This window comes from Pseudomonas sp. DC3200b2, assembly GCF_049895785.1.
In the GTDB taxonomy this organism is placed as follows: Bacteria; Pseudomonadota; Gammaproteobacteria; order Pseudomonadales; family Pseudomonadaceae; genus Aquipseudomonas; species Aquipseudomonas massiliensis.
Window position 1 is genome coordinate 260,229 of record NZ_JAFCTA010000006.1, and the last position, 16,768, is coordinate 276,996.

At 63.1% G+C, this 16,768-nt stretch carries 14 protein-coding genes, 1 tRNA gene and 2 rRNA genes; 7 read left to right on the forward strand and 10 right to left on the reverse strand.

Going from position 1 to position 16,768, the window contains the following annotated elements; genetic code table 11:
- Positions 1-3: 3 nt before the first annotated feature.
- The gene (locus ACP691_RS18485) at positions 4-1,227 is read right to left on the reverse strand and encodes an MFS transporter (RefSeq protein WP_426152233.1); all 1,224 of its coding nucleotides are present in this window, start codon (positions 1,225-1,227) and stop codon (positions 4-6) included.
- An 89-nt stretch (positions 1,228-1,316) separates the two neighbouring features.
- On the reverse strand, positions 1,317-3,371 hold the full coding sequence (locus ACP691_RS18490; RefSeq protein WP_426152235.1) for a methyl-accepting chemotaxis protein: 2,055 nt from the start codon (positions 3,369-3,371) through the stop codon (positions 1,317-1,319).
- Positions 3,372-3,617: 246 nt separating this feature from the next.
- On the opposite strand from ACP691_RS18490, the gene ACP691_RS18495 reads away from it, so the two are divergent.
- Positions 3,618-3,694: transfer RNA gene (locus ACP691_RS18495), tRNA-Met, on the forward strand.
- A gap of 200 nt (positions 3,695-3,894) precedes the next feature.
- Positions 3,895-5,580 (forward strand): acid phosphatase, encoded by a 1,686-nt coding sequence (acpA, locus tag ACP691_RS18500; RefSeq protein ID WP_426152237.1) that lies wholly within the window; start codon positions 3,895-3,897, stop codon positions 5,578-5,580.
- 6 nt (positions 5,581-5,586) lie between these two features.
- Here acpA and ACP691_RS18505 read toward each other — a convergent pair whose 3' ends face one another.
- Positions 5,587-6,285 (reverse strand): TerC family protein, encoded by a 699-nt coding sequence (locus ACP691_RS18505; protein ID WP_426152285.1) that lies wholly within the window; start codon positions 6,283-6,285, stop codon positions 5,587-5,589.
- A gap of 122 nt (positions 6,286-6,407) precedes the next feature.
- On the opposite strand from ACP691_RS18505, the gene ACP691_RS18510 reads away from it, so the two are divergent.
- Complete coding sequence (locus ACP691_RS18510; protein WP_426152239.1) at positions 6,408-7,349, forward strand: 2-hydroxyacid dehydrogenase; 942 nt, start codon at positions 6,408-6,410, stop codon at positions 7,347-7,349.
- A 7-nt stretch (positions 7,350-7,356) separates the two neighbouring features.
- Here ACP691_RS18510 and ACP691_RS18515 read toward each other — a convergent pair whose 3' ends face one another.
- The 3 genes from ACP691_RS18515 to can all read right to left on the reverse strand — a co-directional run bounded on the left by ACP691_RS18515 (position 7,357) and on the right by can (position 9,173).
- Positions 7,357-7,938 (reverse strand): D-Ala-D-Ala carboxypeptidase family metallohydrolase, encoded by a 582-nt coding sequence (locus ACP691_RS18515; protein WP_426152241.1) that lies wholly within the window; start codon positions 7,936-7,938, stop codon positions 7,357-7,359.
- Positions 7,935-8,456: a superoxide dismutase [Cu-Zn] SodC gene (sodC, locus tag ACP691_RS18520; protein WP_426152243.1), complete on the reverse strand. Its 522-nt coding sequence runs from the start codon at positions 8,454-8,456 to the stop codon at positions 7,935-7,937. The genes ACP691_RS18515 and sodC overlap by 4 nt, the downstream gene beginning before the upstream one ends.
- 78 nt (positions 8,457-8,534) lie before the next feature.
- A complete protein-coding gene (can, locus tag ACP691_RS18525; RefSeq protein WP_426152245.1) occupies positions 8,535-9,173 on the reverse strand; it encodes a carbonate dehydratase in 639 nt (212 codons plus the stop codon).
- A gap of 149 nt (positions 9,174-9,322) precedes the next feature.
- Here can and ACP691_RS18530 point away from each other — a divergent pair, with 149 nt between their 5' ends.
- Complete coding sequence (locus tag ACP691_RS18530) at positions 9,323-9,748, forward strand: serine kinase/phosphatase (protein ID WP_426152247.1); 426 nt, start codon at positions 9,323-9,325, stop codon at positions 9,746-9,748.
- Here ACP691_RS18530 and rimI read toward each other — a convergent pair.
- Positions 9,745-10,194 carry a ribosomal protein S18-alanine N-acetyltransferase gene (gene rimI / locus ACP691_RS18535; RefSeq protein WP_426152249.1) on the reverse strand — a complete coding sequence of 150 codons (450 nt, stop codon included), beginning with the start codon at positions 10,192-10,194 and terminating at the stop codon, positions 9,745-9,747. The genes ACP691_RS18530 and rimI overlap by 4 nt on opposite strands.
- Positions 10,187-11,002, reverse strand: a complete 816-nt coding sequence (locus tag ACP691_RS18540) for an energy transducer TonB (protein WP_426152251.1) — start codon at positions 11,000-11,002, stop codon at positions 10,187-10,189. The genes rimI and ACP691_RS18540 overlap by 8 nt, the downstream gene beginning before the upstream one ends.
- 154 nt (positions 11,003-11,156) lie before the next feature.
- On the opposite strand from ACP691_RS18540, the gene mksB reads away from it, so the two are divergent.
- From mksB to mksF, 3 genes are read left to right on the forward strand one after another with little or no spacing between them, the layout of a single operon-like run.
- The gene (mksB, locus tag ACP691_RS18545) at positions 11,157-12,449 is read left to right on the forward strand and encodes an Mks condensin complex protein MksB (RefSeq protein WP_426152253.1); all 1,293 of its coding nucleotides are present in this window, start codon (positions 11,157-11,159) and stop codon (positions 12,447-12,449) included.
- A complete protein-coding gene (mksE, locus tag ACP691_RS18550; protein WP_426152255.1) occupies positions 12,439-13,122 on the forward strand; it encodes an Mks condensin complex protein MksE in 684 nt (227 codons plus the stop codon). The genes mksB and mksE overlap by 11 nt, the downstream gene beginning before the upstream one ends.
- On the forward strand, positions 13,119-15,950 hold the full coding sequence (gene mksF, locus ACP691_RS18555; protein ID WP_426152257.1) for an Mks condensin complex protein MksF: 2,832 nt from the start codon (positions 13,119-13,121) through the stop codon (positions 15,948-15,950). The genes mksE and mksF overlap by 4 nt, the downstream gene beginning before the upstream one ends.
- Before the next feature lie 192 nt (positions 15,951-16,142).
- Here mksF and rrf read toward each other — a convergent pair.
- A 5S ribosomal RNA gene (gene rrf, locus ACP691_RS18560) occupies positions 16,143-16,258 on the reverse strand.
- A gap of 117 nt (positions 16,259-16,375) precedes the next feature.
- Positions 16,376-16,768 (reverse strand): 23S ribosomal RNA (locus ACP691_RS18565); the annotation flags it as partial.

Consider the following 16,768-nt stretch of genomic DNA (forward strand, 5'->3'; position numbering starts at 1 on the left):
GCCTCAGGCTTTTGCCCGGGTCGATGGCAGCAGCACCGTCAGTATCCCCAGCAAGGGCAGGTACGAGCACAGGGTATAGACGAATTCGATGCCATGGGCATCAGCCAGCTGTCCGAGCAAGGCCGCGCCTATGCCGCCGAAGCCGAACATCAGACCGAAGAACACCCCGGCGACCATGCCGACGTTACCAGGCAACAGCTCCTGGGCGTACACCACGATGGCCGAGAACGCCGAAGCCAGCACAAAGCCGATGACTACGCTCAGTACGCTGGTCCAGAACAGATCGACGTAGGGCAGCATCAGGGTGAACGGAGCGGCGCCGAGGATGGAAAACCAGATGACCGCCTTGCGCCCGATACGGTCACCGATGGGGCCGCCAAAGAAGGTGCCGGCGGCCACTGCGCCGAGGAACAGGAACAGATGCAACTGCGAGCTGGCCACCGACAAGTCGAACTTCTCGATCAGGTAGAAGGTGTAATAGCTGGTGAAGCTGGCCATGTAGAAGTACTTGGAGAACACCAGCAGGGCCAGTACCACCAGCGCCCCGGTGATGCGACCCCGGGATAACCCATGGCTGGCTTGGCGTCCCCGCTTGGCTGCATAGGTATTCAGGTGAGCGCGGTACCAGCGGCTCAGCCCGTAGAGCACGCCGATGGCGCACAGGGCGAACAACGCGAACCAGGCCACATGCCCCTGCCCGAAGGGGATCACGATGGCCGCGGCCAACAATGGGCCGAAGGCTGAGCCGGCGTTACCGCCAACCTGGAAACTCGATTGCGCCAGGCCGAAGCGCCCGCCGGAGGCCAGGCGCGCCACCCTGGAGGTTTCAGGGTGGAAGGTGGACGAACCGATACCGATCAGGGCGGAGGCCAGCAGTATCAGCTCGAAGCTGCCGACCATGGACAGCATGAGCACGCCTGCCAAAGTGCATACCATGCCGGCTGGAAGCAGGAACGGCTTGGGGTGACGGTCTGTGTAGAAGCCGATCCAGGGCTGCAGCAGCGAAGCCGTGATCTGGAACGTAAGGGTGATCAGGCCGACCTGGGTGAAGCTCAAGCCATAGTTGGCCTTGAGCATCGGGTAGATGGAGGGCAATACCGCCTGGATCAGGTCATTGATCAAGTGCGCCAGGGCACAGGCGGCGATGATTTTCATTACCAGCGGGCTGGCGGCTGGAGACGCCGCCGATGAAACCGGTGGCGCGGAGCTTGCGGTTGCGAGAGCCATGGATCACCTGAGGTCAGTAGCGCACTATTCAGGTGCGCCACTGTGACATCTCGCAACAATTTCTTCCAGCCGAGTTGTCGACAAGCCCATCAATGGGTCGCGAAGCTAGCCGTATTCGCACGCAGGGCTCGACTGCCTTCGTCCAGCTTGCCGGCGGCGCCGCTCACCGCCCGCGCGCCCTCGAGCAAGCGATGGGCTGCCTGGTCCACTTCCTGGATGCTTGCACTGACCTGATCGGCCGTCGCCGCCTGCTCATCCACAGCCGTGGCGATCTGGGCCAGGTTATCGTTCACCGCCTGCACCGCCGACGCGATCGCGCCCAGATTCGCCCCCAGCCCCGTAACGGCCGCCGCATCCCCTTCGGCCTGGACGCAGGCTGCCTGCATCAGCTCCACCGCCTGCTGCACCGTGGCGCGCAGGCTTTCCACCGTGGTGGCGATCTGCGCGGTGGAGGCCTGGGTACGCTGAGACAGGCCGCGCACTTCATCGGCTACCACGGCGAAGCCCCGCCCTTGCTCTCCTGCCCGGGCAGCCTCGATGGCGGCGTTTAGCGCCAGCAGGTTGGTTTGCCCGGCGATGCCGCCGATCACGTCCACCACGGATTGGATTTGCTGACCCTGCTCGCTGACCCGGCCCAGCGCTTGCGCGGTGGCGGTCAGGCGGGCGTTGAGCTGTTGGATATTACGGGTGGTCTGCTCGCTTTGCTGGCTGCTGCTGACCGCGATCTCACGCGTCTGCCGCACGCTGGTGGAAGCCTGCTCACAACTGCTGGCCACGCCTTGGGAGGTGGCTGCCAGCTGGGTGGCGGCGGCGGCAATCTGGCTGATCTGCGACTGTTGCTCTTCAACGTCGCGCAAGGTGCCATGAGCCTGGGCAGTCAGGGTGGCCACAGCCCCACCGACGGCCGAGCTTTCACGCTCCACGCCGGCCAGGCTGGTACGCAACTGCTGCACCGCGCGATTCAAGGCTGCCGAAATGGCAGCCAGTTCGTCCCGGCCCGCGACCTCCACCTGCACCCGCAGGTCGCCGTCACGCAGGGATTCGGCCAGGGTAGTGATGCTTGCCGCGCTGCGCCGAATGGAGGCCTGCACACAGATGAACAGGTAGAGGGCCAGCAACAGCAACACGGCAAAGCCTGTGGCCACAGGAACGAATTCATTGATCACCTGGCTGTGATAACCCTGCAACCGTTGATCCAACGAAGCCAGGGCCTGTTGCCGAAGGGCGCTGATGGCTTCGCCAAGGCTATCGAGACTACTGTCGAATTCAGCGCTGGTGAGGGCCAGGGTGCTGCCATACATCTTTTCATCGAGCAGTTGAAGCACTTGGTCAAGTCGTTCGGAGCTTTGCTGGTACTGACGCGTCCACCCTGCATCATCAGGCAGTTGGGCCACCAGGGCGCCGCCGCTCTTGCGCAGCTGCTCACGGGCATCGCCTATCCGGGCCCGCAGGTCGCGCAGCTGCAGCCGACTCTGCAAGGTGAACTGGCCAGCGGCAATGGCGCTTTCGCCTGCCGCGGCCAGGCGGCCGATGCGCTCGTAAAGATCTGGCGCGCGCTGGGTAGCGATTTCCATCAGCAGATAGGTATCCATCCAAGGGTCGAGAATCAGGCCGCTGTCCATGGCGATGTGCTCGCGCAGCAATTGCAGGTCGCTGATCGCTTTGGTGAAGGTGTCATAGCCGTCCGGCCACCAGCCCATGCCGCCGAGACGTTGCAGGTCCAGGGCAGCCGTGGCTTGTTGTAGCGTCTGGTAACGGCGTAGCACTTCAGCGCTGGCGCCGGTATCACTCAGCGCCAGGCCCAGCTGAGACACCGCCTCGACCAGTTGCGGCGCTGTCGCGGTCACTGCATCGAGTGCCGCCTGGGCCGCGGGTGTGGGCTTGTGCTGGATGTCCAGGGCTTTCCAGCGTGCCACCTGTGCACGCTGGATGTTGAGCAGGCGGTCCGTGGGCTCCAGCGCCTTGAGCCGCGCGATGCCCAGGCGCTCGTGACCGATGACATCCAGGCGTGCCTGGTAGCCATGGCCCAGCATGCCCAGGCTCGCCAGCAGCGGCAGCATGAACAGCACAAACAGCAGCAGGAATTTGCCTGCGAAGGTGAATCGGCCCAATAGGCGGATCCCTGGAGAAAGCAAGGTGGCCATGCCCGACGACACTCCTGGACAAAGGAAGGGGGCCTCGTTGAGAGGCCAGGCCTGATCCTTAGCAATATTCACACCGTGTTGCACCCTTTGAACCCTGCAGTCTCGGTTTCCCGCCGGCCGGCTTACCGGCAGTGGGGATAAGGATGAACCGTCATGGATTCAAGCGGTTACAAGCATCGACCTGGAAAAAAATTGAAAATAGATGCTTGACACTTACCCGCTCAGCGCGAATAATGCGCGCCACTTGGCTACATAGCTCAGTTGGTTAGAGCATAGCATTCATAATGCTGGGGTCCGGGGTTCAAGTCCCTGTGTAGCCACCAAACCTGTTTTCGCCTGCTTCGGCATCGAGAACGACAAGACAGCCCGCCTAGCGCGGGCTTTTTTGTGCGCGCCTGGAAAGCACTCGATTGTTGATGCGCTGCATGGATGAAACTTGAGGAAGGCCTTGGCAACTGTCACCCAAGTGTCATCTTCCATTGTTAGGTTCGCCGCAACATTTGGACACAGTTGCGGAAGCCATATGAGCGATCAGCCAGACGATCCGTCCACCCCAGACGCCCCTACTCTCTCCTCGAGTCGTCGCAGGTTCCTTGGTGGCATGGCCTTGATGGGCGCCGGCAGCGCCTTGGCTGGCTGCATCCCTACTTCGAATGCACCTGGCCAACCGGCGCCGTTGAACCCGACGCAGCTGGACAAGGCCTTGCGCGAGCAGGTCAAGACCATTGTGGTGATCTATGCCGAGAACCGCAGCTTCAACAATCTGTTCGCTGACTTTCCCGGAGTGGAGGCGCCGCTGTCTTCGCTCAAGCCGGCGCAATACCAGCAGCGGGACCGGGACGGCAGCCTGTTGACCACTTTGCCGCCAGCCTGGGGCGGCGTGTTGCAGCTGGGTCCGCAGACCGTTGAAGGGGTGACCTACCCCAGCGGCGTGCAGTATCAGGAGAACCTGCCCAATGCGCCCTTCCCGCTCAAGGGCCCGCAAGGGGAAGACCTGCCCATGGGCCTGGTCACCCGCGACCTTTGGCACGTGTTCTACCAGAACCAGATGCAGATCAACGGCGGGCGTAACGATCAGTTCGTGGCCTGGGCCGACTCCGGTGGCCTGACCATGGGCTACTATCCGCAAAGCCGCTACGCCCTGCGCCTGTGGGACCTGGCCCGGGAGTTCGTACTGTGTGACAACTTCTTCCAGGGTGCCTTCGGTGGTTCCTTCCTCAACCATCAATACCTGGTCAGCGCCACCGCACCTGTTTACCCCAACGCTGATACCTCGGTAGCCAAGTCGCAGATTGCCACCCTCTTGAGCGACGACCCACTGGACACTCGCCTCAAGCCGCTCCCCACCTCGCCGGCCAGTGCCATGCAAGGCCCGCCGCAGTTCGGTCCCAGCGCGATCACTCCGGACGGCTACGCGGTGAACACCATGGCGCCGCCCTACTGGCCGACCTGGATTCGTGACCCGGAACGGCCAGACTACGCCAAGCCGGACCAACCCAATGTCTTGGTGCCACAGCACCACGAACACATCGGCGACAAGCTATCGCGCAAGGGTGTGGAGTGGGCCTGGTATGCCGGCGGCTGGCAAGCGACCCTGGATCAGTTCAAGGACTCGCCCGGCATTCCGAAGATCCCCAACTTCCAATACCACCACCAGCCCTTCAACTATTTCGTTCAACAGGGTCCGGAGCACCCGGAGGAGCGCAAGCGACGCCTGCGTGACGGCGGCCTGGGCGAAGACCCGTCGAGCAACCATTTCCTGGCCGACGCCGCCGCCGGCAAGCTGCCCGCAGTGACCTTCTACAAGCCTCAGGGCAACCTGAACATGCATGCGGGCTACGCTGACGTGACCTCTGGGGACCGGCACATCGCGCGCATCGTGCGTACCCTGCAGGAAAGCCCCCAGTGGAAGAACATGGTGGTGGTGGTGACCGTGGACGAGAACGGCGGCTGGTGGGATCACGTCGCCCCGCCCAAGGGCGATCGCTTCGGCCCTGGCTCGCGGATACCCGCGCTGGTGATCTCGCCCTTCGCGCGCAAGGGCACGGTAGACCATACGGTATACGACACCGCCTCGATCCTGCGCCTGATCACGCGGGTGTTCGACCTGGAGACGCTCGACGGCCTTGTTGCTCGGGACAAAGCCATGGCCGCCCGGGGCCAGACGCCCATGGGCGACCTGACCAATGCCCTTGCCTTCGAGCGCTAGCAGAGCCTAGGTCGCGGCTGCCTGCCGTCTGGCCCGGTAGCGGGACAGCCCCATGCCGACCAGCATGACCAGCGCCGCGCCCAGGCCACTGGCTGCATAGTGCAAGGGGCTGGACGGGGCCATTACCCATGGAGCCAGGACAGCGTCTGACAAGACCAGGCTGACGGCAATCCACCCGATCAGCCCACCGCCAAGCGCAACGATGACTGGCACACGCTCCATCAGGGCCAGCACCAGGCGGCTGCCGAACACGATCAACGGGATGCTCAGCAGCACGCCCGCCGCTACGAGGTAGAGGTTGCCATGCCCGGCGGCGGCCACGGCCAGCACGTTATCCAGGGACATCACCGCATCGGCAATGACGATGGTGCGGACCGCTTTCCACAGCTGGGTACTGCCTTGCAGGTCGCGGTGGTCATCTCCAGGGGTCGCAATGAGGCTGATGCCTATCCAGACCAGCAGGACGCCAGCGCCGAGCTTGAGCCATGGCAGTTCCAACAAATGCATGGCCAAGCCCAGCAAGGAGATGCGCAACGCGATAGCCGCGGCCATGCCGGCCCAGATGGCCTGGCGGCGGCGGGCTTCGGGCAGGCGACGACAGGCCATGGCGATGACCACGGCATTGTCTCCTCCCAAGAGCAAATCAAGCAGGAGGATTTGCAAAAGGGCTACCCAGGTCGCGGGGTCGACCAACCATGCCATGATCGTCTCCTTCATTGCATTCGGCCAGGCCATGCCGAAGCAACTGTGACCCTGGCACGAGTGTTTTTCTCCAATGCGGCGCCAGGCCGCGATAGAGTGAACGAAATCCAGAAAGGAGCAGGGCCTTGAGCGCGACCGTATTAGTACTGGTGGAAACCATTGGGCCCTATCTGCCCATACTGGAAGAGGCTGGCTTCCGGCTGCTACTGGCGACCACACCCGAAGCTCGGGCCGAGGCCATTGCCGAGCAAGGCGGCCTGATCGACGCGGTGCTCACCCGCGGCCCCCTTGGATTGACGGGCGACGAAATGGCAGCCTTGCCCAGGCTGCAGATCATCACCGTGATCGGTGCCGGTTACGAGCGGGTTGACCTGGCCGCGGCACGGCAACGCGGCGTGGTAGTCACCAATGGTGCGGGCGTGAACGCACCCGCGGTAGCCGATCATGCCATGGCGTTGCTGCTGACACTGGTACGCGACATTCCTCGGGCCGATGCGTCGGTACGCCGAGGAGAATGGAGCAAGGTGATGCGGCCTTCCGTGACCGGGAAGCGCCTGGGCATTCTCGGCCTGGGCGCGGTGGGCCTGGCCATTGCGCGCCGCGCTGCCCTGGGCTTTGGCATGGCGGTGGGGTATCACAACCGCCAGGCGCGCGCCGACGTGGACTATCCCTGGTTCGAAGACGTGCGAAGCCTGGCGGCCAACAGCGATATCCTCATGATCGCCACGCCGGGCGGCGAAAACACCCGTGCCCTGGTAGATGCGGACGTGATCGCTGCCCTGGGCTCCGATGGGTTCGTGGTGAACGTTGCCCGGGGGAGCGTGGTGGATACCGCGGCGCTGGTCGATGCCCTGGCCAACGAGCGCCTGGCGGGCGCCGCGCTTGATGTGTTCGAAAACGAACCCCATGTGCCCGCGGCCTTGCGAGCCCTTCCTAATGTGGTGCTGACGCCTCATGTAGCTGGCTTGTCGCCCGAGGCGGTGAGGGCCACCGTGGAATTGGTCACCCAGAACCTGCTGGCGCACTTCTCCGGGCGCCCAGTATTGACGCCTGTCCCTCTGCCCTGACCGCTCATCAGCGGCAGGAGGCGCTGCGCTGACTGTGGTCCGCACCCCAGGTGCGGTATCCGGCCGCGTCAATGTGTATCCGCCCGGAAGGGTAGTGGCTCAGTCCCATGGCCCAGGCCTGGCCCTCGGCCTTCCAGAAGCCGCACAGGCCAGGGGCATCGCTGGCAAGCAGCAGGTCTACGGCAAAGCTGTGAACGTGGGCGCTGCGAGGCGAACCCTGGGCGCAGCGGTTGAGCGCTTCGCCGCGCCAGGCTGACACCACTTCGAACTGGCCCAGTACGGCCCGCTCGCGCAATAGCCGGAGCAGCCGCAGGGTGCGGACAGCATCCGGCCATTGCGCACGAGGCGGCACCGCAAAGGGTTCGGCCCTACAGCGTCGCCAGTCGCTGGCCGTGCGCAGCAGTTGCCAGGATGGCACCACATCCTGCACGCCTTGTTGTGCGAGGTAGCCTTCGAAAGCGCTCACGCCAGACTGAGTGCCAGCCCAACGTTGGAAAAGCGTCGGGCCACGCTTGTCTGTTTCAGCGGCAATGGCTGCGCTGGCCGCGTCCAGGGCCAGCAGCCCTGCAAGCAGTACGCCTCGGTTCACAGCACGCCGCAGGCCACCCGGGCACCGCCACCGCCAAGAGGCTGTGGCATGTCGGCGTGATTATCGCCTCCGGCATGGATCATGAGCGCATGGCCCTTGACCTCGGCCAGGCTTTTCAAGCGGGGCGCCAGCACCGGATAGGTCGCCGTGCCATCGGCATTGACGTAGATCGCCGGCAGGTCACCCAGATGGCCTTCGCCATAAGGGCCTTCATGCTTGCCGGTCTTGTTCGGGTCCAGATGGCCTCCCGCTGCTTCGGCGGAGGACATCTTGCCGTCTTTCATGGCTGGGGCGCAGCTTCCATTCTGGTGAACATGGAAACCGTGCACGCCAGGCGGCAGCCCCTTCAAGGCCGGCGTGAACAACAGGCCATGGGAGGTTTCTTCGACCTTCACCTCACCAATGGCCTGAACAGCCCCGTTGGGGCCTACCTCATCCAGCTTGACCACTTCGCTGGCCGCCTGCGCCGCCAGGCTTGTGCTCATGCATACGGCCGCGATCCACCCGTACCCTTTCATGCCTTGCCTCCTTCTCGAATGCTTGTGCACACCTTAGTCGGCTTTTGGCGGGGCGGGTTCGCTCCGTTCAGTGGCCAATCATGTCAGCGGGCGCAGCCTGTACTGGGGTGGCAACTGTTCGGCGCTGCTGATGGTCGCGTCCAGGCTCTTCCAGCGGCCGTCCTTGATGCCATAGATGCAGCCATGGATGGACAGGTTCTGGCCACGATGCCAGGCGTTCTGCACGATGCTGGTGTAGCCGACGTTCGCCACCTGTTGAATCACGTTGAGTTCACAGAGGCGGTCTACCTGGGCTTCCTCGTTAGGCAGTTGGCCCAGGGCTTCACGGTGTTCGTAGTAGAGGTTGCGGATCGAGCGCAGCCAGCCATCGATCAGGCCCAGCTGGCGGTCCTGCATGGCCGCGCGCACGCCGCCGCAACCGTAGTGGCCAGTGACCAGGATGTGTTTGACCTTGAGCACGTCGACGGCGTACTGGATCACCGACAAGCAGTTCAGGTCTGTGTGCAGTACCACGTTGGCCACATTGCGGTGAACGAAGAGATCACCAGGCAGCATGCCCACGATCTCGTTGGCCGGCACCCGAGCATCCGAACAGCCGATCCAGAGGAATTCGGGGGTTTGCTGGCGGGCGAGCTTGGCGAAGAAGTCTGGATCACGTTGTTTGATCGCATCCGCCCAGCGGGCATTGTTGTCGATCAGTTCTTGTAGGTCATGCATGGTCGGGGCCTCGGAAGTGATGCACCAGTGTGACTCCGCTGCCGGGGGGCGAGTCACGCGGCGGTACAGGTCTCGGCGCGGTTCGCTCGATTGAATCTTGCTCGAGGTCACGAGTCCACCTTGTAAGGCCCATTAACCGGAGGACAACCATGACCCCTGAACAACGCCCTTACGGTGCACCGCAGCCTGCCGAGATCGACACCACCGAAGACCGCATCGGCTCGGTTCACCCGCTGGATTTCAATGACCCGAACGACGACGGCCCCGCCGGCTTCACGGGTGACGCACTTGAATCGCAAGCCTATGCCTCGGACGAGCGCGTCCAGGAGGCCGGCCTGACCGGCGCGTCTACCGATGATCATCACCAGACCATGGACGACATGAGCCCTGAAACCCTGATCCGCGAAGACGGCTCCGAATCCGTGGAAGAGGCCGAGGTAAGTGACGCCCCCGCCGACCTACAGCTCAACCCCATCGATGAGGACGACATTGGCGGTGGCGACGGACTCGACGAAGCCGAGCTGGCCCGGCTGGACCCGCTCGACGGCAAGCCCTGGGATGGCGAAGCGGATTAAACCAGGGTACAGGCCATGACCAGCGCGTCCTCGCGCCCTCCGGCGGCGGGATAATAGCCCCGTCGCCGCCCTACCTCATTGAAGCCATAGCGCTCGTACAGCCGGTACGCCGACTGGTTGCTGGCGCGGACTTCCAGGAAGCACTCACGGCCATTGAGCGCCATGGCTCGATCCATCAGGTGTTCGAGCAGCTTCAATCCAAGTCCCCGCCCCTGGTTTTCCGGCTTCACGGTGATGTTGAGCAGGTGCGCTTCGTCGATGATGACGTTGATCACCCCGTGCCCCACCAGTTGCTGCCCTTCGAACATTAGCCAGATTTCGTAGCTCTTGAGCCCGTCGAGAAAGATCCCGCGCGTCCAGGGATGGGTATAGGCGGCATATTCGACCTTGAGCACGGCATCCAGATCAGCCTCGGTCATCGGGCGAAAGTTTACTGCATCATTCATTCAGCGGTTTCCAGCGCGCCATGAGCCGGCGCATTGCGTGCCAGACGTCCGCCTTGCGGGCCGGCTCGTCCATTAGGGTTTCCAGGCCGGGCAAGGCCCAGCCTTCGCAAAGCGTATCGATGGTGAGCGTCTGGTAATAGGCACTGGCCTCCTGCTCGCCGGCGTAACGCAAGGCCGGCAGGCCTATCAGCCAGAGGCAGGCGCAAGGGGCCTGCTCCAACTGCGCCGCCACGAAGCCCTGAACGAAATCCCGGGCTGCCTGAGGGCCTTGATCCAGGCTGCCCCGCGCAAGCAGAGGCCAGCGCACCGGCTCGCCCAGGAGTTGTGGCGCGTCCGGCAGGCCAGCGGCGCGAAGCATGTCCTTGAGCAACAGGTAACCGGGGTCACGGGACTGGAACGGCTCTCCGGTGGGGAGCTCCACCAGCACCAGGCAATTGCCCGCGCGTAGCAGCTGCAGCGCAAAGCGCGGCGCCGGGGCCTGTGGCTTGGCCTCTGTCACGTTGACAGGCTCGGAGGTGACAGCCTTGGCCGTTGGCGCTGCCTTGACCAGCGATGGCCTGGGCACTTCGATCTTCGGCCGTATCGAAGGCGCTGGAGGTCGGGGAGCGGGAGCGGGGGCAACCGGGGCCGTGGGGAGAGGCGACCCCGGAGCGGATTCCGGATCAACGGCTGGCGCGACCGCAGGCGCCTCGACCCAGGCCAGCAGCTCGGGGCGGGACGGCGCAGCGAAGGGCAGCTCGGCACGGGGCAGCCATTGCACGACCTGCATGGCATCCAGATAAGCGCGGCGGCGAGGTTCGGTCAGCACGTTGAGCCCAAGTTGAAAAACAGGGCCGCGATTCTAACCCGGCGCCGGGCAATTCACGAAGGGCAGGCGACCGTTGCCTGGCGACCGACAGCACCGCCGCCGGACGGGGATGCGCTACAATCCGGCCTTTTTCTGGCAACCGACCGGCCCTCCCATGATCGACCCCAAGCGCGTCCTGCGCGCCCTTGCTGAACACTGGGCGCTGCTGGAGCCGTTGTGCGAACGCTTCGACCAGGGCACCCTCAGCCTCGGCGAACTACGCCTGCAACTGGCGGCCCAGCAGCGGGAAAGCAGCCCGCAGGACATCACCGCCCTGCTGGACCTCTGGATACGTCTGGACATCCTGGTGCCCGTGGCGAAAAGCCCCAACCGCTTCGAGCTCAACGCCCAGATCCATGACTTCCTGGCCTACCTGCGTCGCGAACATCGGCTCGGGCTTTGCCTGGAGATCGAAGCCTACCTGCGACACCTGGAGCGCCTGGCCGGGCATATCCAGGATGCGTTCGACATTCGGGACGGCAATGACCTGGCTCGCCAGCTGCGCTTGCTGGACATGCGCGTGCGCGACGTGCTCAAGAAGCTGGCCAATGATGAGCAGGCACTGGTCGCGGTGGCCGAACGCGCCAAGACCAGCGATCGGCAGATCCCGCTGCGCCAGCGCTATGCCGAAGTGTTGGCGACCTGGGACGAATACATCGAGCCGATGATTCAGCTGGTGAACGCTGATGGCGCTTTCGAGCAAGGCGTGCGCAAGGTCGAGACCGTGCTGCTGCGCCTGTTGGGCGAGCAACAACGGCTGGGGCATCTGGTGGACGACGACATGCTGCTGCGTACCCATGCGCGCATCCTGGAGATGCAGACCAGCGCGCAGCTGACGTTGCGCCACGCGCGGGAGCTGTTGCTGCCTCTACGCGAAGAGGCGCGCCGCCACAATGCCGTTACCCGGGGCGCTGCCCTGGCCCTGGCGGCCATGCGGCGCAAGGGGCTCGATGCCGTGCCCCAGGCGGCGCTGCCATTGTTTACCCGGCCGCAAAGCAACTTCCTGGGCACGGCAAGTCAAGTCGAGGCGTATGTCTACGCCCTGGCCCGCTTCGAGTCCAAGCCCGCCCGCTTCCCGCGCTCGGAAAAGAAGTTCGATCAGGGCGATGCCCCGAGGGCACCGCGTACCGTTCGGGAGATGCTCGAGCGCTGCGAGCATGCGCTGCCATTGCCGGACCTGATGGCCTGGCTGCTGGAGCAGGAGCCCGGTGGGCCCACCGATGAGTTGCTCTACTGGTTCTCCCGCTTGTCTCGGGACAAGCGCTTCAGCCGCCAGCGCCTCGAGCGCCAGGACTACCTGACCGCTGAGCATGTGCTGAGTCTGCGCTCCTTTGCCTTGTTTTCCGCCAAAGGCCCTCTGCCAACGGGCCCTGGCGAATCTATGTCGAGCCCATTGCATGAATCTTGATCTCTCTGAACTCAGCCAGCTGGCGCCCATCTTCCGTGAGCTGTTCAAAGGCTTTCATATCAGTCGGCGCGACCCGGAACTCTATGCTCAGCTTTCCACATGCCAGGACGCCTATCGCACGCTGTTCAAGGCCTTGGGCTTCGAACTGGTATGCGATACCCGTGGCTTCTATTATTTCGTTCCGGAACAGGCCGCGGCCCAGGTGAACAAGACCGCCCAGCGGCTTTCCCTGTTCACCTTCATCCTGGTGGAACATCTGGCCGACCAGGGCCGCGACCCGATCGCCGTGCTGGACGGCGGCAGCCTTGGGCGTGATGAACTGCCAGCGCTGCTGGAGAAGTACAAGGACCTTTTCGGCCAGGCCGAAGTGCAGACGGTTGAAGAGCTCGAGGAAAAAATCCTGAGGCGCATGGCCCAGCTTGGCTTCACCCATGAAGAAAACGGCGTGTATCGCTTCCTGGCGCCCATGCACCGCTTCCTTGACGTGTGCCTGTCCGTCCAGCAGGACCGTGACCTGGCCGCCAGCCTTCACAGCGCGCTGCCCTTGCCGACCCCAATCCTGGCAGACGAGCCGGCCGAAGCGCCAACGGACCACCCACTGAGCCCTACGCCTTTCGATGATGACGAAGCGTTGGCGCGGGCCATCGCCGATGAACAGGAATTGCACGCATGAGCCAGGAACGCTACGGCATTCGCCGCTTCGCCCTGCTGAACACGGCTGGCTACAGCCTCGGGCTGTTCCCTCTGGAACATCCCTTGTCGGTATATGGCGCCAACAACCTCGGCAAGAGCGCTTCGATCAATGCGCTGCAGTTCCCTATCCTGGCGCGCATGTCTGACATGAGCTTCGGCAAATACAGCCTGGAGCAGTCCCGTCGCTTCTACTTCGCCAGCGATACCAGCTACATCCTGTGCGAAGTGCTGTTGCCCCATGGCCCTCATGTCATTGGCGTGGTAGGTCGCGGCCCGGGCGGTGGGTTCGGCCATCAGTTCTTCGTCTACGCCGGCGCGCTGGACCTGGCCCACTACCAGCAAGACGACACCTGCCTGCGCCAGAAGGAGTTGTTCGCCAACCTGGAGCGCCACGGCCTCAAGGCCTATGAAGTGAAGCCCGACGAGCTCAGGCGCTTGCTGGTGGGTGGACACACCTCCATCCCACTGGACCTGACCCTGATTCCGCTGCGCTCCACCAGTGAGCAGAGCCTCAAGACGTTCCGGGCACTGTTCATCAACCTGCTGCATATGCGCGAAATCACGGCCGCCAAGCTCAAGCAGCTGTTCCTGGATGCATTCGAACACAGCCTTCGCTCCGGCAGCGTCGATTACATTGCGGCGTGTGAGGAAGCCTTCCGCGATGTTCGGCGCATGGAGCAGGACTACAACGCGCTGGTGGCGGCGGGGCCATTGGTCGAGGCCCTGGCCAACGGCGTGCGCCAACGGGATCAACTGCGCGGCAAGCTGCATCGCCTGTCTCCTCTGTTGGATTCGCTGCTTGGCACTTGGCAAACCTATGCGGGTGATCGTAAGGAAGAGTTGCTTATCCAGGCCGAACACTACCGCAGCCAGCAAGATGTCTTGCAGAACGACCAGCGCGGCACGACTCAGGAATTGATGCGTCTGGAGCGGGAAATCACGGGCATCCAGCGCTGGCTGGGCGAATTGTCCGTGCTGCGACATCGCTTCGCCCTGGTGGAAGACGTACGGATACTGGAGCAGCAACTGTTGGCCGCCAAGGACGCGCATGATGAACTGGCCGGTGCCCTGGCGCACGCGCGCCAGTTCAGCAACGACGATCTGGACCACCGGGTACGAGAACTGGAAGGACGCCTAAAGTCAGTCAAGCATCAGCTCGATCATGCGGACAACAACAGCTATGCCCGCCTGCGTGAAGAGTTCTCTCAACAAGACGTCGAGCGCTTGATGCGCCTCCTCAATGGCGCCTTGTTCAGCCTGCCCTTGGGGGAAAGCGGCATTGCGCTCGAAGGTGAGACCTGGGTCAGGACGCTGGAGGCCCTGCTGGATCGCTTCCAGGGCGAGCGCTTCGAAGTGCCCGGCATGAGCATCGATCTGTCCGGCATCGAGCCACCCGCGCTCCAGGCCCTGGCCGATCGGGTGGCCTTGCGCGACCAGAAGGACCGTCTGGAGAAGGAGCTGCGTCAGCTAAAGGCTCAGCAGGCCGTGGCGGCTGATCGAGTCGCCAGCAAGGCCCAGGCGGAGACGCTCTACCAGGCGGTGGTCGACGCCCAGAAAGCGCTGGAGGACTATCGCCGTGCCCAGACCCTGGCTGCGGAAGAACCGGAAAAACTCGATCAACTTGCCCAGCTGGAGGCCGCCCAGGAGGAATTGCGCCGCTCCAGCGATGCCTTTGCCGAGCGGGTACAGCAACTGGCGGCCAAGCTTCAGCTGGTCAGCCGCCAGATCGGCGACCTGGAAGCCCAGCAACGCACCTTGGACGATGCCTTGCGCCGTCGCCAGCTGCTGCCAGCGGACCTGCCTTTCGGCACGCCCTTCATGGAGCCTGTGGATGATGCCATGAGCAACCTGCTCCCGCTGCTCAACGACTATCAGGACAGCTGGCAGGCCCTGCTGCGGGTCGACGGCCAGATCGAGGCCTTGTATGCGCAGGTCCGGTTGAAGGGAGTGGCCAAGTTCGACAGCGAAGACGACACCGAGCGGCGCCTGCAACTTCTCATAAACGCCTATGCCCATCGTCAGGATGAAGCCCTGACCCTTGGCAAGGCGCGCCGCGCCGCGGTCACCGACATCGCCCGTACCCTTCGCAACATCCGTAGCGACTACGACAGCCTGGAACATCAGTTGGGCCTGTTCAACCGTGAGATCAACCGACGCCAGGTTTCCAACCTGGAAAGTTTCCGCATTGTCCTGGCGCCCAACAAAGATGCCTTGAAGCACATCGATCAGATCATTCACAGCGCCGGTCAATATGAAGAAGGCGAAACGCTCTCCGTGTTCGACCTGAGCCAGAGCGCTGAGCAGGACAGCAAGAACGAAGAAGCCAAGGAATACCTGGCTCGCCTGGTAGCCGCCAACCACAACCAGCTGGGGCTCAAGGACCTGTTCGAACTGGCGTTCGAGATCACCAAGGTCAACGGCCAGCCAGTGCTGCATACCGATATCGACGGCGCGGCGTCAAACGGCACCACCATGACCATCAAGGCATTGACGAACATGTACCTGCTGCTGCACCTGATGGACCGGGAGCAGGCAGGCCGTATCCGCCTCCCCTACTATCTGGACGAGGCAGCGGATATCGACGAACGCAACCAGATGGCTTTGCTGGAAACCAGCCAACAACTGGGCTTTACGCCTATCCTGGCTTCGGTGAAACCGCAGGTATCGGCGCGGGTGGCCATCGACCTGGAAGGCGGCAGCGGCCCCAACGGCATCTACATTGACGAAGCCGACTGGAAGCTCATCCGACGTCATGACGAATCTCTTGTTGCTCAGGCCGCATCGGAGCTTGCCGACGCAGCCATCTGAGCAGACGTTACCTGAAGCCGCCTTGGGCTTTTGCCGAGGCGGCTTTCTTATGCACAAGATATGAGCGGTAACAGCCTGCAAGCTAAGCGACCCGAACTATATGCCTCAAGCCTGCGGCTCGACGCATGCCGTTTCAGACCCGCAAAAGACAAAACCCCTGATCGCGGTGCGACCAGGGGTTTTGGGAATGAATCTTGACGATGACCTACTCTCACATGGGGAAGCCCCACACTACCATCGGCGATGCGTCGTTTCACTGCTGAGTTCGGGATGGGATCAGGTGGTTCCAACGCTCTATGGTCGTCAAGAAATTTGGTAGCTGCCTCGTTTTCACGGCGCAGCGAATCTGGGTATGTGCGTTTGTGATGGCGAACTTTCGGTGTGGTCTTCGCGCTCTGCCCTTGGGCAGATTGCTTGGGTGTTATATGGTCAAGCCTCACGGGCAATTAGTATGGGTTAGCTCAACGCCTCACAGCGCTTACACACCCCACCTATCAACGTCGTAGTCTTCGACGGCCCTTCAGGGAGCTCGAGGCTCCAGTGAGATCTCATCTTGAGGCAAGTTTCCCGCTTAGATGCTTTCAGCGGTTATCTCTTCCGAACATAGCTACCCGGCAATGCCACTGGCGTGACAACCGGAACACCAGAGGTTCGTCCACTCCGGTCCTCTCGTACTAGGAGCAGCCCCTCTCAAATCTCAAACGTCCACGGCAGATAGGGACCGAACTGTCTCACGACGTTCTAAACCCAGCTCGCGTACCACTTTAAATGGCGAACAGCCATACCCTTGGGACCGGCTTCAGCCCCAGGATGTGATG